Here is a 23,003-nt window from a genome sequence, read left to right as displayed (position 1 = left end):
TTTTGATGGTAAAACTTTTTGCTATTGAAACATCCTATATATACAACACTTTTTTTTATTTTTTTATTTTGTGGATGTACTCAAAAAAATACTCCAAATAAAATTACTTTAGATTCTAAAGACAGCCTTTCTACATATTTTTTATTGTCCAACGATTTTGATTTGCCGTCTGAGCAACGAGAAAAATACGTAAAAAAAGCACTTCAAGTCATAACTCCCCAAGAAAATGATTCTTTATATCGTGTAAACCTGTTCAAAATTGCTAATCGCTATTATAACTTAGAAAATTGGAAGGAGTATAAAAGAACGGTACGATTGGTACTTGAAAAATCTGCAATGCAGCAGGATGCTTTTAGTATGGCAAAAGGGAATAATTATTTAGGAGATTATTATGACTCTCAAGGTATTCCGGATAGTTCTTTTTTGTACTATGACAAGGCAGAAAAAATATATATTGAGCTAAATGACAACTATAATCTGGCAAAAACGATTATAAGAAAGGCAAACATACAATTTAATCAAAGTGATTTTTTAGGGGCTGAAAAAGCGGCTTCTAAAGCTTTAAAAATCATAAAGAACACAAACCAAAGCGACATCTTGTATGATGCTTACAATTTATTAGGATTAATTTATAATGAACTAGAGGATTATAAAAATGCAATGCGGTATCACAATAGAGCTTTAGCCAGTATTGATGACGAGTTAATGGCCTCTTTTTATCAGCCAAAAGCGACTTCCTACAATAACATTGGTTACCTCCACCTTAAGACGCAAGACTACAAGCAGGCGAAAAGATATTTTCAAAAAGGACTAGATCAAAAAAATGTGTTTAAAGATAAACCCTCATTGCACGCCATGTTATTGAATAATTTAGCGTATTCTAAATTCAAGCTTAATGAAAAGGAAGGGTTGCCAGATTTATTCTTTCGATCATTAAAAACCAGAGATAGTTTACAACTTAGTGCGGGTGTCATAGCCAGTAAAATAAATTTATCCGAATATTTCATTTCAAAGAATGAAACTTTACGAGCAAGTCAGTTTGCCAAACAAGCCCTTGAATTATCCAAAAAAACAAACAATTATCGTAATGTTTTAAATTCGCTGAAGCAATTATCAATTATAGAGCCACAAAACGCTGCAGTTTATGGAAACGAATACATTCAAGTTAGCGAGAAATTACAAAAATCAGAACGTAAAATGGGTAATAAATTTACCCGTATCGAATACGAAACAGAGGAAATAAAAAACGAGAATAAGGACTTAGTACAACAAAACAGGAATTTAGTTTATATTTTTAGTGGTTTAGCAATGCTTGGTTTATTTTCCTTTGTCATTAGAACCCAAAAAGCAAAAAACAGAGAATTGTTATTCAAGCAACAACAGCAAATGGCCAATGAAGAGATCTATAATTTAATGATCACACAACAAAACACGATTGAAATAAATAGAATTAAGGAAAAGAAAAGAGTAGCACGCGAATTACACGACGGCGTTTTAGGCAGACTATTTGGAGTGCGAATTAACTTGGACAGCTTGAATAAGATTGTTGACGGGACTGCTGTGGAAAAGAGAAATAATTATTTAATAGAATTAAAAAATATTGAGCAGGATATTCGAGAAATTTCACATGACTTGAATAGAGAAAAATCAGAATTAATTAATAACTTCGTCGCCATAGTTGATAATTTATTTGAAGACCAAAAAAAGACTCATAAATCAAAATTAATTTCAAGTATTGATCCAGCTATAAAATGGGAACTAGTAAGTAACTCGCTAAAAATCAATTTATACCGTATTCTGCAGGAAGCACTCCAAAACAGTAATAAATATGCTAATGCTAACACCATTAAAATAGAACTAAGAAAAGAAGAAGATCATTTGATTTTAAAAATTAGTGACAATGGTGTTGGTTTTAATATAAAAACAGCTAAAAAAGGCATTGGTCTGCAAAACATACTTTTTCGGACCAAAGAATGCGATGGTATCTTTGACATACAATCCTCAAAAAAAGGAGGAACAATTATAACGGTTACCACCCCAATAGAATAAAAACAATCTTACAACTTATACAAAATGGCTAATGATTCCGTTGATACAGTAAAAACAAAGAATGAAATATTAATAGTTGACGACCATCCTTTTATAATAGAAGGATATAAAAATGCAATTACGAGGTATAATCCGGAGGAATTCGAGTTTCTTATAACTAAAGCAAAAGATTGCGAATCAGCCTACCATATTATTACCAATCCAGCTGTTGTGCCATTTGACATTGCTTTTTTAGATATTAGTATGCCGCCTTATGAAGAAAAAAATATTTATTCCGGCGAGGATTTGGCAAAATTAATATTAGAATACATGCCAAACTGCAAAATTATATTACTAACCATGTATACCGAATTGTTGAAGATAAAAACCATTATCAAAACAATAAATCCAAGTGGACTGGTTATAAAAAACGATTTAACTTTTGATGAATTAATTTTTGCTTTCGATAAGGTTATAAAAAACGAAAAATATTACAGCCAGTCCGTTTTAAAAATGTTGAATCAGGCAGAGGAAAATACAATAGAAATTGATCAATTTGATAAAGATATTTTGTTTCATATATCAAAAGGAACCAAGCTGAATGACATTCCACAATATATTCCAATTTCACTTGGAGCAATTGAGCAACGCAAACTGAATTTAAAAGAATTATTAAAAATAGAACATGGAAGCGATATTGATTTAGTCCAGGAAGCTAAAAACAAAGGATTGCTATTTTAATTTTATCAAATAAAAAACGACACTTAATAGGTGTCGTTTTTTATTTGTTTTAAAGAGATTTCTATTCACTCAAAGCATCCCAACCACGAGCTTTCAATGCTATTTTCGTGTTGGCACGAGTCACTAAATGAATGCCTTCGCTTTCTTGTGTCATGTGCCCAATGATTGTAAAGTTTGGATTCCCTTTGATTTTTTCAAAATCGTCCATGGCAATAGTGAAAAGCAATTCATAATCTTCGCCTCCGTTTATGGCAACAGTGGTACTGTCGATATCGAATTCTTCACAAACATTAATAAATGTTGGATCAATTGGTAGTTTGTCTTCGTATAAATTACACCCTACCTTAGATTGTTTGCACAAATGCATAATCTCAGACGATAATCCATCTGAAATATCAATCATTGAAGTTGGTCTTATTTCTAAAGCGTGCAATAGAGTACGAACATCTTTGCGTGCTTCCGGTTTCAATTGTCGTTCAATTAAATATGTGTACGCATCTAAATCCGGTTGTGAATTTGGATTCACCTGAAACACTTGCTTTTCGCGTTCCAAAACTTGCAACCCCATATAAGCAGCCCCAATATCGCCAGTTACGACTAATAAATCTGTTTGTTTGGCACCATTTCTATACACGATTTCATTTTCATCTGCTTCGCCAATGGCAGTTATACTGATGATTAACCCTTTCTGGGAGGAAGTCGTATCCCCACCGATAACATCTACATTGTATTCATTTGCAGCATGCGTAATTCCTGCAAACAATTCATCCAAAGCTTCTAAAGGAAAACGATTAGAGACTGCTACTGAAACCGTGATTTGCGTGGGTTTAGCATTCATGGCGCAAATATCAGAAACATTGACCACTACCGCTTTGTAGCCCAAATGTTTTAAGGGCATGTATGCCAAATCAAAATGCACACCTTCTATCAATAAATCCGTCGAAACTACTACTCTTTTATCTTTGAAATCCAAAACAGCGGCGTCATCGCCAATTCCTTTTAAAGTTGAAGGCTGATTGATTTTGAAGTTTTTTGTCAAATGGGCAATCAATCCAAATTCGCCTAACTGAGCAATACTTGTGCGTTGTGGGTTTTTATCTTCGATCATTATTTAAATTATTTTTGAGGTTGCAAATATACAAAGAAATATTCGCCTTGATTTGTTCCAATTTTCATTAATTTCATTCGAACTTTCAAATACTTAAATCGGACAAAATGAAATTATTTGATATCGTTACCCGTTGGGCATAATTGAAAATTCACTTATGATGTAAAAACAACCGTTCAGAGATGAGCGATTTTTTTGCATTACCTAATTAAATTCAAATTAAACAAGCGTAAAAATAAAGGTTTGCACCTATCTGTTACGCGTGTATAAAATCAATCAATAGAATTATATTGAATATTGCATTATCTGTTACGTGCGTGTAAACATTATTTAATTAAATTCTATTAATAGTTGATTAATCAGATTTTTTTTTAATATTAGAGGGGAATTTTAATTTATTTCAGTTACTTATATGAACTAAAAAAACACCCAGAAAATGAGTGTTTTTTAAAATGGCTAACTAAATGTTAACTAAAATGTTTGTTAAGTACTGTAAACAGGGTATTAAAGTGACCACGGCAGGGTTCGAACCTGCAACCCTCAGAGTCGAAATCTGATATTCTATCCAGTTGAACTACGCAGTCAATATTATTTCAGATTATTCAGCAACAGTTTTATATCCTATATATAAAACTGTTGCTCTTAAATCATAAATCTATGTCAATAATTTTTTAACTATAGTAGAGATCGTTTTCCCCTCAGCAGTTCCACCTAATTGTGCTGCGGCCAATCCCATTACTTTTCCCATTGCTGCAATGCCTGCGGCACCAGTTTCGGCAATGATTTTTGCTACTACAGCTTCTACTTCTGCTTCGCTTAATTGTGCTGGCAAGAATTTTTCTATTACTGCTATTTGTGCTAATTCTGGTTCAGCCAAATCCAAACGATTTTGTTCTGTAAAAATTTTAGCGCTATCCTTACGGGTTTTTACTAATTTTTGAAGCAATTTTATTTCATCATCCTCTGAGATTTCTTCTTTTGATCCTGTAGCGGTTTGCGCTAGTAAAATTTCAGATTTAATAGCTCTTAAGGCTTCTAGAGCAACTGTGTCTTTGGCTCTCATGGCGGTTTTAATTTCGTCCATGATGTGTATTGATAAACTCATAATATTTAGTGTTTATTTATTAATCGATTATTTATCAAATCGATTATTGAAATGCTCATTATAAAACCACTACTTTTCTGAATGTTCGAAAGGGTAGTAAAGGCTCCTGCTTTTTTTGCGGGACTTGAAACAACCGCTTTTTTAATGCCCGACAAATTTAAAAAAATTTACTGGAATTAACAACAAATTGCCTTGTTCAGATTACACAAAAAAAGTAACCCGAAAATCAAATTAAATTTTCGGGTTACTTAGTTTATTTTGAGTTCATTAATCCACGTTATCGTGTAAGTATGAATTATTTGAACGCAGCTGCAAATCATTATTACTATCCGTTCCTACAGAAATTCTAGAATTCGTATTATTAGCTTGATGGTTTGAAATGTCTATTCCTAATCTTTTGTAAGCCGGTTCTTTTTCATATTCTTCAATTTTAGAGACATTGTTATGAAACTTATAATTGAATTCTTTTAATTTTTTCCTTCTTTCATCCGCTCTCATTCGCAATGATTCTTCGATAGTCATTTCAGTAGGCGAAATTGCTTGAAAGTCAACTGGAACCAGCGCTGCGCTGTCAACTTGTTTCATGGTAATATTTAATTCCTCCGGAATTACAACCTCTGGAGTTTTCGCTACTGGTTTTGCCATGAAATCATTTTCTGGCTCCATATATTCTTCAAGAGAATATTTAATGATTCCGTTATCTGTCAATTCAGTTACCGGAACAAATTGAACGGCTTCATTTACTCTTATATCACTCGTTTCTGGAGTCAATTCAAATAAAATTTTACTGGCCTCTACCGGAACTACAGGCGCTGTTTTAAAAAGTGGCAGATCAAAGGAGAATGTAGTTTGTTCCTGTCTTTCTACTGCTTTTGGCTGAATAGTCTTTAGCTCTTTAACCTCGGCCACAGGTGATGTGATTGTAAAATCAATATCTGTTATTGGAGAAACAATTTCAAAAGTCACATCTAAATTTTTGATAAATTCAGACATAACGATTAGTTCTTCGTTATTAATGACTGGCACCGTTACCACTGGCTCAGGAGCAGCTACTGTATCTTCTAATAAATCAAAAATAACTCTCTCATTTGAATTAGTCGATGGTGATTCCATATTCAAATCAAATGCAGCAACTGTCTTGTTGGTTAGATTATGAACACTTCGCTGTTCGTCCCCTAGTGTATGTATTATTTTTTTTGGTTCTGTATTTACAATTTCGTTTTGTTGTTCGATATCAAATCCTGTGGCAATAATGGTCACAGCAATAGCGTCTCCCAGAGATTCATCTTCACCAACTCCCATGATAATGTTAGCGTTATGGCCTGCTTCCACTTGTATGTGATCATTAATCTCTCCTATTTCGTCAATGGTAATTTCATTAGTTCCAGAAACGATAAGCAACAATACGTTTTTGGCACCTGTAATTTTATTGTCATTCAACAAAGGAGAATCTAAAGCGGCGATAATCGCTTCCTTAGCTCTGTTTTCACCTGAAGAAACAGAAGATCCCATAATAGCCGTTCCGCTATTAAACAATACTGTTTTCGCATCTCTTAAATCGATATTCTGGGTGTAGTGATGCGTAATTACTTCGGCAATACCTCTTGAGGCTGTCGCCAAAACTTCATCTGCTTTTGAAAACCCTGCTTTGAAACCAAGATTTCCATATACTTCTCTTAATTTATTATTATTGATAACAATTAAAGAATCGACTTGTTTGCGTAATTTTTCGATACCAATTAAGGCTTGTTCCTGACGCACTTTCCCTTCAAACAAGAAAGGCAAAGTCACAATACCCACCGTAAGAATGTCTCTTTCTTTAGCCAATTGTGCAATTACTGGTGCAGCACCCGTACCAGTACCACCACCCATTCCGGCTGTGATAAATACCATTTTAGTATTGCGATCCAACATTTTTTCAATCTCGGAAATGCTTTCAATAGCTGATTGCTGTCCAACATCCGGGTTTGCTCCTGCACCAAGTCCTTCGGTTAAGTGTACTCCTAGCTGAATTTTATTAGGCACAGAACTACTCTGTAAAGCTTGAGAATCCGTATTACATACGATAAAATCTACGCCTTTGATCCCTTGTTTAAACATGTGATTGATAGCGTTACTTCCGCCTCCACCTACACCAATAACTTTGATTACATTTGATTGGTTTTTTGGTAAATCAAATGAAATACTTCCAAATTCTGAGTTGCTCATCATTTTATTTGGTTTTTGATATTTATTATTAATTCTTGTGAATGTTTTTACTGTCTATTCTGCATTATCCAGAAAGTCTTTAATCTTATCAACATAACGATCAAAGAAATTTTTCTGTATTCTGTTTACGGTAGAATTCTGTTTTTCTTTTGAATTCTGACCTTCTTCCCCTTCCTCTTCCTCTTTTTCAGGAATTTCATACACAAGATTTTCAGCCGCGGCTGCCCTGTAAGCCAATGTTCTTGGTTGCTCTACAGCATCTTTTCTAACTGCACTCTGTGATTTATTCTCAATACTTTTCATTACTAACCCAACAGCTGTTGCGTACAAAGGACTTGAAATCTCCTCGTCAGAATTCCCTGCTAGATGTTCATTTGGATATCCAATTCTGGTATCCATCCCAGTAATGTATTCTACTAATTGCTTGATGTGTTTCAATTGGGCACCTCCGCCAGTCAGCACTATCCCTGCAATTAGCTTTTTGCGAGGATCTTCATGACCGTATGCTTTTACCTCTGTAAATACTTGATCTACGATCTCAACAACACGCGCATGAATTATTTTGGAAAGATTCTTTAACGAAATTTCTTTTGGTTCTCTGCCTCTTAATCCCGGAATGGAAACAATTTCGTTGTCTCTATTTTCTCCTGGCCAAGCAGAACCAAATTTAACTTTCAACAATTCAGCTTGTTTTTCAATAATCGAGCATCCTTCTTTGATATCTTCCGTAATGACATTACCACCAAAAGGAATTACCGCTGTGTGACGAATAATACCATCTTTAAAAATAGCCAAATCTGTTGTTCCTCCACCAATATCGATCAATGCAACTCCAGCTTCTTTTTCTTCCTGACTCAAAACGGCATCTGCTGAAGCCAATGGTTCTAATGTTAAACCTGATAATTCGATTCCGGAACTTTGAATGCATCTGCCTACATTACGTATCGATGAAGCTTGCCCCACTACAACATGAAAACTAGACTCTAATCGTCCGCCATACATTCCTATAGGCTCTTTGATTTCGGATTGTCCGTCAATTTTAAATTCTTGCGGCAAAACATGTATGATTTCTTCCCCTGGCAACATGGCCAATTTATTTACTTGATCAATCAAAAGCTGAATGTCATTCCCTCCAATTACTTCTTCGGGATTGCTTCTACTGATATAATCAGTATGCTGAATACTGCGGATGTGTTGTCCCGCGATTCCTACCACTACATCTTTTATTTTATAACCTGAATTATTTTCGGCTTCTTGAATCGCTTGCTGTATTGACTGTATGGTTTGAGTAATATTATTTACCACGCCTCTTGCTACACCTAAACTTTTAGATTTTCCTACACCTAAAATTTCTAGTTTGCCATATTCATTCTTCTTGCCTATCATGGCAACTATTTTAGTTGTCCCAATATCTAGACCTACTGCAATATTCTCTTTTTCCATTATCTATTATTTAGTGCAAACTACTTGTTCCGTAAATCGGAGGTCAATTTTCTTATATTTATACAACGAACTGTCTAAAACCGCTTTTTGAAAAAAAGCTTTATAATTTTTAAATTTATGCGCTACATGTATCAATTTACCAAAATCTATTTGATAGTCAAAATTTCTGTTTAACATTTTTAAGCTTCCATTTGGCATAATTTGAACTCCAATGATGTTTTTTTTCAAAAAATCATCTTCATAAATCATGCGAAGTAAACTAGTTAAATCTTCGTTGTTGTTTTTATTTATTCTCCCTGAAACAAGCGGAACTCTTGCTGTAAAATTAGTTGATAACGGCATTCTATTCCCTTCGTAATCAATGTAAAAAGAACCTTCATCACCAAAAACTCTAGCAATAGGTTTTTTTTGTTTGACTACTGCTTTTAACACCCCGTCAATGGTTACAAATACGTGTGATTTTTCAATCATCGCATGTGCATCGAGAGTGGATTCCAACTTATTCAAATCTAAATTAACTTTTTGAATGCTTGATGCCTCTTTTTTATTTTCTATTAACAATTTATCAACCGTTTCTTGCCGCACAAAAGGAGCGTTATCCCCTACAAAAACAACGACAGATTTAGACAGTTTTCTATTTTTATTTCGATCTGATGTAAACGAAAAAAGAAAAATCACTACCACAACCATGAGCAATAATCTAATATTGGTCCAATTAAATACTTTCATGTATCGCTTTTTTTATGATTGGTACTAATTCTCCAATATCTCCTGCTCCAATTGTTACTATTACAGTAGCATTGCTTGCTAAAATTGTTGGAATTAAATCCTCTTTAGAAACTATTTTTTTATGGTTATTAGTCATTTTACTCATCAACCATTGTGCGTTAACACCCTCCATTGGCAATTCACGAGCCGGATAAATATCTAATAAAACAACCTCATCAAAGGCGGATAAACTTTTAGCAAAATCATCCACAAAATCTCTGGTTCTACTAAACAAATGAGGTTGAAAAACAGCCAATACTTTTTGATTTGGATACAATTCGCTGACTGCCTGATGCACGGCATTTATCTCTGTAGGATGATGCGCATAATCATCTATATATACTTTTCTATCCGTTTTTATTTGGTACGAAAACCTTCTTTTTATTCCTTTGAATGATGCAATGCCTTTTGCAATGGCATCGGTTGGGGTGCCGAATAAGTTAGCCATTGCAATAGCCATTAATGCATTCATTAAATTATGTCTTCCCGGTAAACCAAAATGTAAATCTCTAATTATTTCGGTAGGCGTTTGCACATCAAAAACGTAACTGCCGTTTCCTACTCTAACATTAAATGCCTTGTAAACAGCCGCTTCGTTTACTGCACAAGTGATGCCTTCTAATGGCAATTCTTTTGTTATGAAAAGATTGTTTTTATCTTCTATTTTAGAAGCAAATTCAATGAAAGAAGCTTCTATTGCTTCACTGGTTCCATAAATATCTAAATGATCCGCATCCATTGAGGTAATACATGCAATATTAGGATGCAAATGCAAAAAGGAACGGTCAAATTCATCCGCTTCAACTACAGTCACGGTTGAACCGCTTCCTATTAAATTTGAATTATAATTTTCGACTATTCCACCAATAAACGCGGTAACATCAGCACCACTTTCGTACAAAAGATGGCCTAAAATCCCTGATGTAGTTGTTTTACCATGTGTTCCGGCAACCGCAAAACAAAAGGTGTCTTTTGTAATTAACCCTAAAACTTCGGCTCTTTTTTTGATTTGGTAATTTCTTTCTACAAAAAAATTCCACTCAGAATGCGTCTTAGGAACAGCCGGAGTAATAATTACCAGTGTATTGTCTAGATAAAAATCTTTTGGAATCAAATCAATACTGTCTTCGAAATGAATTGAAATTCCACTTTCAATTAACTCCGTAGTAAGAACAGAAGGCGTTTTATCATAACCCGAAACTTGCTTTCCCAAATTGCGAAAATAACGAGCCAGATTACTCATCCCGATTCCTCCAATCCCTATAAAATAGACGTTATGTATTTGATTTAAGTTCATTTTTTTATGTCTTAAAGTCTTAAAGCCTTAAAGTTTTAAAGTCATTTGACTTTATGCCTTTCGGATTTGGACTAATTTAATTATTTCATCTACAATTTGTTTTGTTGCTTCTGGCAGAGCCAACTGTTTTATGTTTTCACTAAGTTCTTTCTGTTTTTCCGGATCATTGACCAAGGACTCAAAAACAACACTAAATTGTGTGTCCAGTTGATTTTCTTTAAGCAGAATTGCTCCATTTTTATCTACTACAGCTTGCGCATTTTTAGTTTGATGGTCCTCTGCAACATTAGGCGAAGGGATAAAAATCACCGGTTTACCAACAATGCATAATTCCGAAACAGAAGATGCTCCTGCCCGGGAAATCACAAAATCTGCTGCTGCATATACTAAATCCATCCGGTCAATAAAAGAATGAATTTGTATGTTTTCATTTTCTTGACAATATTTATACTCCTCAAAATACAATTTCCCACATTGCCAGATCACTTGTACATTATGGGCTGAAAAAGTTAGAATTTCTTTAGCAATCAACTGATTTACTCTTCTTGCACCAAGACTTCCTCCTAATACCAAAAGCGTTTTTTTATTGGGATCTAAATCAAAATAGCGAATTGCCTCCGCTCTTTTACTGTCAATATCAATTAAATCCTGACGCACTGGATTTCCAGTCAAAATCATTTTTTCTTTCGGAAAAAATCGCTGTAAATTCTCGTAAGCCACACAAATCTTATTGGCTCTTTTGCTTAACAATTTATTGGTAATTCCTGGAAAGGAATTTTGTTCCTGAATCAGTGTTGGAATTCCGCAAAGCGCTGCTATCTGTAACAACGGTCCACTGGCAAAACCACCTGTTCCTATTACTACATCTGGTTTAAATTGTTTGATTATAGTACGTGATTTCAATAAACTACTAATCAGTTTTATCGGAAAAAGAGTGTTATCAAAGGTGAATCGCCTTTGTAATCCTGCAATCCATAACCCTATTATTTTGTAGCCTGCCTGAGGTACTTTTTGCATTTCCATTTTATCTTTGGCCCCTACAAAAAGGAAATCAGCGTCCGGAAAACGAGTTTTCAATTCATTAGCAATAGCAATTGCCGGATAGATATGCCCACCCGTTCCACCTCCACTTAATATGAATTTATACTGTTTCATTTTCAATCAATTACTGCGTTATTGTGTTTTTATAAAACAACTTATTTATTTAAAACTGCCTGCAATGGATTTTTCGCTTTATCTTCAATAGAATAGGATTCCTCAACCACTGTTTCTTCTTCTAGTTCCCTATCGATTAATTTCTGAAGTGCTTCTTCCCTTTTGGCTGCTTCTTTCAATTCTTGTACGATCTCTTCTTCTTTTTTGGTCACACTAATAATGATTCCAAGGGCAAAACACGTCATCCAGATAGAACTTCCTCCGCTGCTAATCAAGGGTAATGTTTGTCCAGTGACCGGCAATAATTCTACAGCAACAGCCATGTTGACCATGGCCTGGAATATCATTGGGAAACCCAAACCTATGACGACTAATTTCCCAAAGAGCGTGGTGGCTTTGTGTGAGGCAATAACAAATCGGAACAACAACAATAAGTATAGTGTAAGCACGCCTAAACCTCCAATGAGCCCATATTCTTCTACAATAATTGCAAAAATAAAATCAGAAGAAGATTGTGGCAAAAAGTTCTTTTGAATGCTTTTCCCCGGACCTAATCCGTATATTTTTCCGGATGCAATTGCAATTTTCGCTTTTTCAATTTGGTAATCGTCTTCCTCTGGTTTATCTGTGGTAAAACTTTCAATTCTGTTTCCCCAAGTTCCTACCCTACTAAAAAATTTCGAATCAGGGAACGCTTTTGAAAGCAGAATAAAAAAGGCCAGAAATACAATTCCTGAACCCAGAATGACTGCAATGTATTTGATAGGATATTTTCCAATAAAAACCAACATCAATACCATCGAAAAAATCAATGCCGTTGTTGAGAAATTAGCTGGCAAAATAAACATTAAGGTAATGAATACCGGCGTCCAAAGCTCCCAAATAGAAGACTTAAAAGTAATAGGGACTTCCCTGGTTTTAGACAAGTACCGCGCTACAAAAATAAACAACACTATTGAGGCCAATGTTGACGTTTGGAACGTGACCCCAATAAACGGAACCTGAATCCATCGACTGGCATTAGCGCCGGCAATAACTGTTCCTTTGATTAATGTGTAGGCCAATAAAACCCAAACAACGGGCAATCCTACTTTAGAAATAGCCCGAAAATAATGATACGGTACTTTATGAACCCAGTAAATAATTAAAAAACCAATACAAATATGAGCCAAATGTTTGACTAAATAGCCCAATGTATTTCCGGTTCCCCGACCAAGATAGGCCAAGTTACTACTCGCACTAAAAACAGGCATAAAGGAAAACAAAGCCAATAAAGCCACGAATGACCAAATTACTCTATCTCCTTTCAAATTGTTTATTAGTTGCTTCATTTTTGGTTTTGGCTTTTTTTGGTTTTGGATTTTGGCGCTAAAACCTAGCACCTAGAACCTAAAACCTTTTTTCTATAAATTTCTAACGGCTAGTTTAAACTGATTTCCTCTGTCCTCATAATTTTCAAATAAATCAAAACTGGCACATGCCGGGGACAATAACACTACGTCTCCTTTTTCTGATACTCGTTGTGCCATTCTCACCGCATCATCCATACTGGACACTTCAATCATCATGTCAACCACATTCCCAAAAACATCAATTATCTTTTTATTATCCACACCAAGGCAGATAATCGCTTTAACTTTTTCACGCACTAAGGACATCAATTCATTGTAATCATTTCCTTTATCAACCCCGCCCACAATCCATACCGTAGGAGCATTCATACTGTCTAATGCAAAAAAAGTAGCGTTCACATTCGTTGCTTTAGAATCATTAATATACTGCACGTTTTGGATTTTAAAAACTTTTTCTAAACGGTGTTCTACTCCTTGAAAATTAGAAAGACTCTCCCGAATTGTAGCTTTTCTTATTTGCATTAATTTTGCCACAGAAGTTGCTGCCATTGCGTTTTTCATGTTATGTTTCCCTTCTAAAGCAATGTGTTCGGTGTCCATTGTAAACTCTTCCTGATTAATCTTTATTTCCATTTTGTTGTTTTGTATATAAGCTCCTTCGTTGAATGTTTTAGTCAATGAAAAAGGAATTAATTTCGCCTTTGTTGTGTGTGTTTTGAACCATTCATTGATGGCTTCGTCATCCGCATCATAAATGAGGTAATCCTCCTGAGTCTGATTCATCGTAATCCTGAATTTTGCGTCAATATAATTTTCATATTTATAATTATATCGATCCAGATGATCCGGGCTTATATTGGTAATTATGGCAATATGCGGTTTGAAATTTTCAATCCCGTCCAGCTGAAAACTACTCAATTCAAGCACATACAAATCATATTTATTATCAGCAACTTGCCAGGCAAAACTCTTTCCTATATTGCCCCCCAATCCTACATTTAGCCCCGCTGCTTTTAGCAAATGATGTGTCAGCATTGTAGTGGTGGTCTTTCCGTTACTCCCAGTTATCCCTATAATGGTAGCCTCAGTGTAAGGAGCAGCAAACTCAATTTCAGAAATTACCGAGATTCCTTTCTCCTTTAATTTTTTTACAATTGGAGAATTATCCGAAATTCCGGGACTTTTCATCACCACATCAGCATTCAAAATCAATTCTTCCGTATGCAGCTGCTCTTCCCAGGTTATTTCATTAATAAGAAGAACCTCTTTGTAATTCTCTTTTATCTTTCCAAAATCAGACACAAAAACATCATATCCTTTTTTCTTACCCAGAATAGCAGTGCCAACACCGCTTTCGCCTCCACCTAAAATTACTAGCCTCATGTTATCTTAATTTTAAAGTAACGATTGACAAAATGGCCAGCATGATGGCAACAATCCAAAACCGGGTCACAATTTTACTTTCGTGATAGCCCTTTTTCTGATAATGGTGATGCAAAGGCGACATTAAAAATATTCTTCGGCCTTCGCCAAAGCGTTTCTTGGTATACTTGAAATAACTGACCTGAAGAATCACAGATAAATTTTCGACAAGAAAAATTCCGCACAATAAAGGAATCAGCATTTCTTTGCGGACTGCAATTGCCAGAACTGCAATAATTCCGCCTATTGTTAAACTTCCTGTATCACCCATAAAAACAGATGCCGGATACGAATTGTACCAAAGAAACCCGATTAACGATCCAACAAAAGCCGCAATAAAGACTGTCATTTCCCCTGAATTAGGGATATACATGATGTTCAGATAATTAGAGAAAATAATGTTTCCCGAAACAAACGTAAATATTCCCAGTGCCAATACTGAAATCGCGGATGTTCCTGCTGCCAAACCATCTATTCCATCAGTCAAATTAGCTCCATTAGAAACAGCGGTGATAATAAAAATAACAACCGGAATAAAAATCAACCAAGCCCATTTTTCATATCCTTCCCCAGTCCATGCTAATAGTTCCGCATAATCGAATTCATTATTTTTAAAAAAAGGAATCGTTGTTGCAGTTGATTTTTCTTCGAGCGGCGCTTGAAAAACTACATTTTCAGTAGAAGCCTTGAAAACATTGGCTTTACCAATATCCGTTCTCACTGTAACCCCGGCATGAAAATACAAGACGGTTCCCACAATGAGACCTAAACCCACTTGACCAACAACCTTAAATATTCCTTTTAATCCTTGTTTGTCTCTTTTGAAAATTTTAATATAATCATCTATAAAACCAATAGTCCCCATCCAAAGCGTGGTAACAATCAATAACACAATGTAGATATTATGCAATTTTGCAAATAATAATACCGGTACCAGCGTAGCAAAAATAATGATTAATCCACCCATGGTCGGCGTTCCCGCTTTTTCGTTCTGACCAGCTAAACCAAGCTCTCGCACGGTTTCACCCACTTGCTGTCTTTGCAAAAAGCGAATTATAATTTTTCCGTAAATTGTTGATAACAACAACGAAAGCATCAATGCTAATGCAGATCTAAAAGTGATGTACTGAAAAACACCGGTTCCCGGAACGTCAAGTGTTTTGTCTAAATATTCAAATAAATAGTATAGCATATCTCTTTGTTTATTTGGTTTATCTTTTTTTGGTTATTTGGTTAATCGGTTATTTGGATATTCCCATAAACAAATAAACAGTTACTCCGGTTAAACTTTTATTTTCCCAGTTGGCCTAGTGTTTTTTTAACTATTTCCATGTCATCAAAATCAAGGCGAATTCCATTTATTTCCTGATACGTCTCATGCCCTTTCCCAGCAATTAAAATAATATCGTTGGGCTGTGCCAATTGACATGCGGTTTTTATGGCTTGCTTTCTATCGGTTATTGACAGCACTTTTTTATAGTTTTGAGCGGCTACACCGTGTTCCATTTCGGTGATAATCACTTCCGGATTTTCATTTCTTGGATTATCCGAAGTGAAAATTGCTGTATCACTCCATTCAGCGGCAATTCCGGCCATAATAGGGCGCTTGCTTTTGTCTCTATTACCACCGCACCCCACAACGGTGATCAACTGTTCATTTTTGGCGCGAATGTCATTGATGGTTTTTAGTACATTTTCTAAAGCATCCGGCGTATGGGCATAATCTACAATAGCGGTAATATTTGAAGCAGAAACAATAAATTGGAAACGTCCCGAAACACTTTCTAAATCCGACAATAAACGAAGTACTTCCAGACTTTCCATTCCTAATTCGACTGCCGCTCCATAAATAGCTACTAAATTATACGCATTAAATGTTCCTATCAGCTTAACCCAAACTTCATTTCCGTTTATTTTCAACAACAAACCGGACAATTGATTTTCCAGGATTTTCGCTTTATAATCCGCATACGATTTTAAGGCATACGTACATTTTTTGGCTGTTGTATTTTGTAACATTACTTGCCCATTTTTATCATCAATATTCGATAATGCGAAGGCAGTTTTAGGCAAATTATCAAAGAAGGCCTTTTTTACATCTCTGTATTCTGCAAACGTTGGATGATAATCCAAATGATCATGAGACAAATTAGTAAAAATACCCCCTACAAAATGCAAGGCTTCGGTTCTTTTTTGGTGAATACCATGAGAACTGACTTCCATAAAACAATAGTCGACTCCATTTTTGACCATTTCATTCAAATAGTAATTTATAGTAATCGAATCCGGAGTCGTGTGTGTGGCTTTATATTCAATATCATCAACTAAAATTTTAACTGTTGAGAGCAATCCCACTTTAAACCCTGCCTTTTTAAACAATTGATACAACAAAGAAGCAATTGTGGTTTTCCCGTTTGTTCCTGTAATTCCAACCAATTTCAGGTTCTTAGAAGGATCCCCAAAATAATTAGAGGCCATAAATGCCAAGGCTGAATTCGTATCTTTTACCTGAACGTACGTAATTCCTTTTTCAATAATTTCCGGAAATGTGTCACAAATCACCGCAACTGCTCCTAATGCGATTGCTTTTCCTATAAAATCATGACCGTCTGATATTGACCCACGAATTGCTACAAAAACATCGTTAGACTCAATTTTTCTAGAATCGAAATCTATTTTGTTTACAGCAATATCCGTCGAACCCATTACGGCTTCAATGGCTACTTTGTATAATATGTCTTTTAGTATACTCATGATAATTCCAATAGTATCGTTGTGTTTTTTAGAATATTTTGACCTGCTTCAAGCGACTGTTTTTTCACTTTTCCAACTCCTACGACCTTTACTTTGACTCCCAAATTTCCTAATAAAGCAACAGCATCCATTCCTGGCATTCCTTTTACATTGGGTATAAACTGTTGTTTGTTCTGAGATTTCACAAAATAAGAATCATAATTATTTTCTTGTTTTGGTATCTTTCTATCTAAATTTTTAATTTCATTTGTCGAAGGGGCATCGGTAAATATTTTTTGTGCGATTCTCTTAAAAACGGGCCCAGCCACATCCGCACCGTAATAATTATTTAGCGCTGTACTTGGTTTATGCACCACAACTATACAAGAATACATTGGTTTGTCTGCCGGGAAGTAGCCCACAAAAGACGACGCATAATATTTTCCAGTTCCTCCAGCCTTTCCGTAATTCACCGCCGCTGTTCCTGTTTTTCCTGCCATCGAAAAATCTTTTGAATATAATTTAGAAGCCGTTCCTTTTTTGACAACATTTGCCAGAACTGCCCTTAATTTGGAAATAGTTTGTGGGGAACAAATTCTTGGATTCAAAACTTCTTTCTCATATTTTTTGATGGTTCTGTTCCATTCTTTTATTTCAGAAACAAATTGAGGCTTTACCATTTCCCCATCATTGGCAACCGCATTATAAAATGCCAGTGTCTGCATGGGAGTTATGTGGACTCCATATCCAAAAGCCATCCAAGGAAGCGAAATGTTTGACCAGTTTTTATCGCCTGGCTGAGGGATATAAGGCACGCCCTCCCCTTTGATGGAGAGCCCTAAAGTTTTGTTTAATCCAAAATCATTAAGATGATTGACAAATTGCGACGGGTTATTTTTGTACGCTTCATACACCGCCTGAACCATGATGGTATTAGACGAAAGTTCAAAACCTCTTGCTAAAGAAATTTTTCCATAACCGCCTTTGTGGGAATCACGCACTTTTTTACCTGAATATACAACGACTCCTCCTTTGCTGTCATAAACAGAACTGGTATCCGCTTTTTTATCTTCCAGAAGTGCCATCAAATCCGCTAATTTATAGGTAGAACCCGGTTCATGAGACTCCGCTACTGCGTAATTAGTGGTTTCGTAGTACGTTCCGTCTTTTGCTCTTCCTAAATTAGAAATTGCTTTCACATGACCCGTTTTAGTTTCCATAACCACTACAGAACCATGATCTGCCTGATACAATTCCAACTGTTTAAGCAAAGCATGATGTGCGATATCCTGAATATAAACATCAATTGTTGATATAACATCATAGCCGTCCTGAGGGTCTACTTCATTAACATCACGTATGGGTTTCCACTGTCCCTTGGCTATTTTCTGTTTTAATATTTTACCGTCTTTACCATTTAGATAGTTCCTAAAAGCCCATTCGATTCCTTTTCCATCCAGCGATTGCCCGTTTGATGTTCGCTCATACCCTACAGTACGTTCTGCAATTTTCCCAATAGGATGCTCTCTTATGGTTTCCTGTTCTACAATAATTCCTCCTTTATAAGCACCAAGATTAAATAAAGGAAACCCTTTGATTCTAACATATTCTGTATAACTTAAATCTCGGGCCACTAAATAATATCTGTTTTTATTGCCCCGGGCTTTTCTTAATTCATTTTCAAAATAATTTGCTGATTTCCCTAACAATAGAGCCAAAGAGTCTGATAATGGTTTCACATTCTTCTCAAATAATTCTGTTTTTGAAGCAAGTGCATCAAAGCGTATTTCATAATTTGGAATTGATGTAGCCAAAAGACTTCCATCAGCAGAATAAATATTCCCCTTATTGGCCGGAATAATAAAATTTTTAACGGTTCTTTGTTTGGCTAATTTTCTATAATAATCACCCTCTACCCATTGAATATTTGTTAATTTTACGGCTATCGCGATCGCCATCAGGAAAATTCCAAATGCGACCAGATAAATTCTGTAGGATATGTATTTATCTTCTACTGCCATAATTTTTTAAAGAAGCTTTTATCTTCCTCTTTTTTAACTTTTATTTTAATTGGCGGAACTGTTGAAGGAAAGATTTCTTTTTCTATCATTTTTTCAGAAACCGTTGATTCCATTTTTAATTTCATTAACTCAGACCGCCGATCTACAAATTCGGAACGCAACTCTTTAACCCGTCCGGTGAGCTCCGTAATTTTAAATACTTTTTGCTCAAATCGCTGAGTATTTGCAATCATAACAATAGCTAACAAAAGGATAAAAACAATGAACCGCCAGTTTTTGACAGCATCATCATCAATAAGAAACTTCGCTTTCAATATGCTATACACTCCGTTTTTCATTTGTCCTCTCCCCGACCCCCTCCAAAGGAGAGGGAGCCGAGATATTAAAAGTTAATATTTATTTTTCCTGTTTGGCTCCTCCCTTTTGGGGAGGCCGGGTGGGGATTATATTTTTTCAGCAATTCTTAATTTTGCACTTCGCGCTCTGTTATTTGCTTTTATTTCTTCGGCATTCGGAACTGTTAGTTTACCAATGGTTTTAAAAGGAACAGAAAAGTTACCAAAAAAATCTCTTTCCGGCTCTCCTTCGAACATTCCGTTTTTGATAAATCTTTTTACCAATCTATCTTCTAAGGAATGATAGGATATTACACTTAATCTCCCTGCTGGATTTAATATTTCCAGAGATTGCTCTAAAAACTCTTTCAAAACATCCATTTCCTGATTTACCTCAATTCGAATGGCCTGATATATTTGGGCTAATATTTTATTTCGAACTCTTTCCGGTAAATATCGCGCCAAAACGGCTTTCAACTCATCTGTTGTTTTGATTGGTTGCAGCTCTCTCGCCTCAACAATTGTTCTTGCCAAAGCAGGAGCATTTTTCAATTCGCCATAATCCAAAAACACTCTTTTTAGATTTGCTTCATCATATTCATTGACCACTTTATAGGCATTCAAATCATTTTTTTGACTCATTCGCATATCCAGATCGGCATCAAAACGAGTCGAAAACCCTCTTTCCGGAACATCAAACTGATGCGATGAAACACCTAAATCTGCTAAGATACCATCCACACTTTTCACACCGTAAAAACGCAAGAACCGCTTTACAAAACGAAAATTCTCGTTAATCAGCGTAAATCTTTCGTCCGGCAAAGCATTTGCTAATGCATCTTCGTCCTGATCAAAAGCAAACAACTTTCCATCCGGCCCTAGCCTTTTCAAAATTTCTTTTGAATGACCGCCACCCCCAAAAGTGACATCAACATAAATGCCATCTGGCTTAATATTTAAACCATCTACTGATGCCTGAAGCAAAACCGGATTATGATATTCCATCGTCGTTGTCATTTATATTTCCCATTACTTCCTCTGCTAAATCTGCAAAATCAACATCTTCCCCATTTATTGATTTTTCATACCATTCTTTATCCCAAATTTCCACAATGTTTACGGCTGACGAAAACACCACCTCTTTTGTAATACTGGCAAAAACTACTAAATCTTTAGGCACCAATAATCGTCCTAATGCATCGATCTCAACCACTTTTACGCCTGCAGTAAACCTGCGGATGAAGTCATTGTTTTTCTTTACAAATCGATTGAGTTTATTGATTTTTCGCATCATTACATTCCACTCCTCCATGGGATATAACTCCAGACAGGGCTGAAAAACGGAACGCTTCAAAACAAATCCGTTTTGAAGTGAAGGTGCCAATTGCTTTTTCAAAGGCGCCGGCAACAGCACCCTTCCTTTAGCATCAACTTTACATTCATATGTTCCAATAATTGTATCCAAGAAAAAATATTAAATGATGTTGAGCAAAAATATAAAAAATATTACCACTATCTACCACTATACCCCACTTTGTTAATAAGTTTAACCACTTTCAAACAAAAACCCTTACTTTTTGGACAATCAGGCCATTAACCCATTCTGCTTAATTTGTAAGAAAGAGATCGTTATAGAAAAAAGACTGCCAAAACCAATGAAATTTGATTTTTTTAATGTAAAAATAAAAGGCATTTACATAGAAATTTGTTGCTAAATCCTAAAAAAAAACAACTAAATTTTATCTAAAGTGGGATAATTTTACAATTAAAAATTGTTCTAAAAATCCATTTTTATTTATTAAATCCTATATTTGTCAAAATTGAAAATCCGCATTTACAAAAAATGGAAAAACACTACAAAAAAGAAGGCAGATACAGCTATTATGAAGCTGGTGAAGGAACTCCAATCGTAATCTTACACGGACTTATGGGGGGACTTAGCAACTTTGATACCGTTGCCAGCTACTTTTCTACAAGAGGATATAAAATAATTATTCCAGATTTACCGATATATACTCAAAATATTTTAAAAACTAACGTGAAAAGTTTTGCGAAATATGTCAAGGATTTCATCACTTTTAAAGGATTAGATCGTGTTATCCTTTTAGGAAATTCACTTGGTGGCCATATTGCATTGTACCACACTAAAATGTATCCTGAAAAAGTAGCCGGTCTTGTAATAACCGGAAGTTCAGGTCTTTATGAAAGTGCCATGGGCGATAGCTACCCAAAAAGGGGGGACTATGAATACATTAAGAAAAAAGCAGAAGATGTATTTTATGATCCAAAAGTTGCGACTAAAGAACTTATAGACGAAGTGTACGAGTCTGTTAACGACCGCATGAAATTGATCAAAACACTGACTATTGCAAAAAGTGCCATTCGCCATAATATGGCAAAAGATTTACCTAAAATGCATGTTCAAACCTGTCTTATTTGGGGGAAAAATGACAAAGTCACCCCTCCAGATGTAGCAGAAGAGTTCAATAAATTATTACCTAATTCTACTTTATATTGGATCGATAACTGCGGTCATGCGGCCATGATGGAACATCCGGAGGAATTCAATCGCTTACTTGAGGAGTGGCTTACAAACACTCATTTATCCGTACACAAATCGTAAAAGGAGAATTTTATACCTAGCAAAAATGAAAATTAATACCGCCGAATTTGTTATTAGCAACTCTGATGTGGCAAAATGTCCAAAAGACTTTTTACCGGAATATGCTTTTATAGGTCGATCAAATGTAGGAAAATCCTCTTTGATAAATATGCTGACCAACCAAAAAAAATTAGCTAAAACATCCGGCAGACCAGGAAAAACCCAATTGATTAATCATTTTTTAATTAACAGCAATTGGTTTCTTGTCGATCTACCCGGTTATGGATATGCTAAAGTTTCTAAAAAAACAAAATCTATTTTTCAAGAATTCATCACTGATTATTTTGAGACCAGAGAGCAACTTGTTTGTGCTTTTGTTTTGATTGATATTCGTCACGAAGCACAAACTATCGACATTGAATTCATGTCGTATATGGGTGAAAGCGAAATTCCTTTTTGTATAGTTTTCACGAAAGCGGACAAAATCAGCAAGGTAAAAATAGACTCTCACGTAGCCGCTTATAAAAAGAAAATGTTTGCGAATAACTGGGCCGAAATGCCGCATTACTTTGTCACATCAGCGACTGAATCTACCGGAAAAGAGGACGTATTAAATTACATTGAAGAAGTAAATCAGGAAGTTTTTAAAAACAACAGCCAGTTTTAGAAAACAATCTAAGAGCAT

Annotated in this window: 19 protein-coding genes and 1 tRNA gene; 4 read left to right on the top strand and 16 right to left on the bottom strand. The window is 35.3% G+C overall.

Features of this window, described 5'->3' with window-relative positions; genetic code table 11:
• Positions 1 to 144: 144 nt before the first annotated feature.
• Both EKL96_RS10190 and EKL96_RS10185 read left to right on the top strand, forming a co-directional pair.
• On the top strand, positions 145 to 2,049 hold the full coding sequence (locus EKL96_RS10190; protein ID WP_233579291.1) for a tetratricopeptide repeat protein: 1,905 nt from the start codon (positions 145 to 147) through the stop codon (positions 2,047 to 2,049).
• A 24-nt stretch (positions 2,050 to 2,073) separates the two neighbouring features.
• Complete coding sequence (locus tag EKL96_RS10185; protein WP_126461750.1) at positions 2,074 to 2,769, top strand: response regulator; 696 nt, start codon at positions 2,074 to 2,076, stop codon at positions 2,767 to 2,769.
• Between the two features lie 61 nt (positions 2,770 to 2,830).
• Here the strand turns inward: EKL96_RS10185 and thiL are convergent, their stop codons facing one another.
• The 16 genes from thiL to mraZ form a co-directional block, all read right to left on the bottom strand.
• On the bottom strand, positions 2,831 to 3,877 hold the full coding sequence (gene thiL, locus EKL96_RS10180) for a thiamine-phosphate kinase (RefSeq protein WP_126461746.1): 1,047 nt from the start codon (positions 3,875 to 3,877) through the stop codon (positions 2,831 to 2,833).
• A 510-nt stretch (positions 3,878 to 4,387) separates the two neighbouring features.
• Positions 4,388 to 4,461: transfer RNA gene (locus EKL96_RS10175), tRNA-Arg, on the bottom strand.
• Between the two features lie 71 nt (positions 4,462 to 4,532).
• Positions 4,533 to 4,982: a GatB/YqeY domain-containing protein gene (locus EKL96_RS10170; protein ID WP_126461743.1), complete on the bottom strand. Its 450-nt coding sequence runs from the start codon at positions 4,980 to 4,982 to the stop codon at positions 4,533 to 4,535.
• Positions 4,983 to 5,249: 267 nt separating this feature from the next.
• Positions 5,250 to 7,193, bottom strand: a complete 1,944-nt coding sequence (ftsZ, locus tag EKL96_RS10165) for a cell division protein FtsZ (RefSeq protein WP_126461740.1) — start codon at positions 7,191 to 7,193, stop codon at positions 5,250 to 5,252.
• Between the two features lie 51 nt (positions 7,194 to 7,244).
• The gene (ftsA, locus tag EKL96_RS10160) at positions 7,245 to 8,633 is read right to left on the bottom strand and encodes a cell division protein FtsA (protein WP_126461738.1); all 1,389 of its coding nucleotides are present in this window, start codon (positions 8,631 to 8,633) and stop codon (positions 7,245 to 7,247) included.
• A gap of 6 nt (positions 8,634 to 8,639) precedes the next feature.
• The gene (locus tag EKL96_RS10155; RefSeq protein WP_126461735.1) at positions 8,640 to 9,362 is read right to left on the bottom strand and encodes a cell division protein FtsQ/DivIB; all 723 of its coding nucleotides are present in this window, start codon (positions 9,360 to 9,362) and stop codon (positions 8,640 to 8,642) included.
• Positions 9,349 to 10,698 carry a UDP-N-acetylmuramate--L-alanine ligase gene (gene murC / locus EKL96_RS10150; RefSeq protein WP_126461732.1) on the bottom strand — a complete coding sequence of 450 codons (1,350 nt, stop codon included), beginning with the start codon at positions 10,696 to 10,698 and terminating at the stop codon, positions 9,349 to 9,351. The genes EKL96_RS10155 and murC overlap by 14 nt, the downstream gene beginning before the upstream one ends.
• 51 nt (positions 10,699 to 10,749) lie before the next feature.
• Entirely contained in the window at positions 10,750 to 11,853 is a 1,104-nt protein-coding gene (gene murG / locus EKL96_RS10145) for an undecaprenyldiphospho-muramoylpentapeptide beta-N-acetylglucosaminyltransferase (protein ID WP_126461729.1), read from the bottom strand.
• A 41-nt stretch (positions 11,854 to 11,894) separates the two neighbouring features.
• Positions 11,895 to 13,184, bottom strand: a complete 1,290-nt coding sequence (locus EKL96_RS10140) for an FtsW/RodA/SpoVE family cell cycle protein (RefSeq protein ID WP_126461726.1) — start codon at positions 13,182 to 13,184, stop codon at positions 11,895 to 11,897.
• 72 nt (positions 13,185 to 13,256) lie between these two features.
• Positions 13,257 to 14,588, bottom strand: coding sequence for a UDP-N-acetylmuramoyl-L-alanine--D-glutamate ligase (murD, locus tag EKL96_RS10135; protein ID WP_126461723.1), 1,332 nt, complete (start codon positions 14,586 to 14,588; stop codon positions 13,257 to 13,259).
• Position 14,589: 1 nt separating this feature from the next.
• The gene (mraY, locus tag EKL96_RS10130) at positions 14,590 to 15,819 is read right to left on the bottom strand and encodes a phospho-N-acetylmuramoyl-pentapeptide-transferase (RefSeq protein WP_126461720.1); all 1,230 of its coding nucleotides are present in this window, start codon (positions 15,817 to 15,819) and stop codon (positions 14,590 to 14,592) included.
• 98 nt (positions 15,820 to 15,917) lie between these two features.
• Positions 15,918 to 17,381 carry a UDP-N-acetylmuramoyl-L-alanyl-D-glutamate--2,6-diaminopimelate ligase gene (locus EKL96_RS10125; protein ID WP_126461717.1) on the bottom strand — a complete coding sequence of 488 codons (1,464 nt, stop codon included), beginning with the start codon at positions 17,379 to 17,381 and terminating at the stop codon, positions 15,918 to 15,920.
• Entirely contained in the window at positions 17,378 to 19,381 is a 2,004-nt protein-coding gene (locus EKL96_RS10120) for a peptidoglycan D,D-transpeptidase FtsI family protein (protein WP_126461714.1), read from the bottom strand. Before EKL96_RS10120 ends, EKL96_RS10125 begins: the two co-directional genes overlap by 4 nt.
• Positions 19,372 to 19,719 carry an FtsL-like putative cell division protein gene (locus EKL96_RS10115; RefSeq protein WP_126452681.1) on the bottom strand — a complete coding sequence of 116 codons (348 nt, stop codon included), beginning with the start codon at positions 19,717 to 19,719 and terminating at the stop codon, positions 19,372 to 19,374. Before EKL96_RS10115 ends, EKL96_RS10120 begins: the two co-directional genes overlap by 10 nt.
• Positions 19,720 to 19,824: 105 nt before the next feature.
• Positions 19,825 to 20,733 (bottom strand): 16S rRNA (cytosine(1402)-N(4))-methyltransferase RsmH, encoded by a 909-nt coding sequence (gene rsmH / locus EKL96_RS10110; RefSeq protein ID WP_199739603.1) that lies wholly within the window; start codon positions 20,731 to 20,733, stop codon positions 19,825 to 19,827.
• Positions 20,708 to 21,181, bottom strand: a complete 474-nt coding sequence (mraZ, locus tag EKL96_RS10105) for a division/cell wall cluster transcriptional repressor MraZ (protein ID WP_126461708.1) — start codon at positions 21,179 to 21,181, stop codon at positions 20,708 to 20,710. The genes rsmH and mraZ overlap by 26 nt, the downstream gene beginning before the upstream one ends.
• 378 nt (positions 21,182 to 21,559) lie before the next feature.
• Here mraZ and EKL96_RS10100 point away from each other — a divergent pair, with 378 nt between their 5' ends.
• Positions 21,560 to 22,339: an alpha/beta fold hydrolase gene (locus EKL96_RS10100; RefSeq protein WP_126461705.1), complete on the top strand. Its 780-nt coding sequence runs from the start codon at positions 21,560 to 21,562 to the stop codon at positions 22,337 to 22,339.
• A 25-nt stretch (positions 22,340 to 22,364) separates the two neighbouring features.
• A complete protein-coding gene (gene yihA / locus EKL96_RS10095; protein ID WP_126461702.1) occupies positions 22,365 to 22,985 on the top strand; it encodes a ribosome biogenesis GTP-binding protein YihA/YsxC in 621 nt (206 codons plus the stop codon).
• Positions 22,986 to 23,003 lie beyond the last annotated feature (18 nt).

The sequence above is a fragment of the Flavobacterium sp. LS1R10 genome (genome assembly GCF_003968825.1).
In the GTDB taxonomy this organism is placed as follows: Bacteria; Bacteroidota; Bacteroidia; order Flavobacteriales; family Flavobacteriaceae; genus Flavobacterium.
The sequence above is the reverse complement of the archived record's forward strand: the minus strand, read 5'-3'. Positions and strand labels throughout refer to the sequence as shown.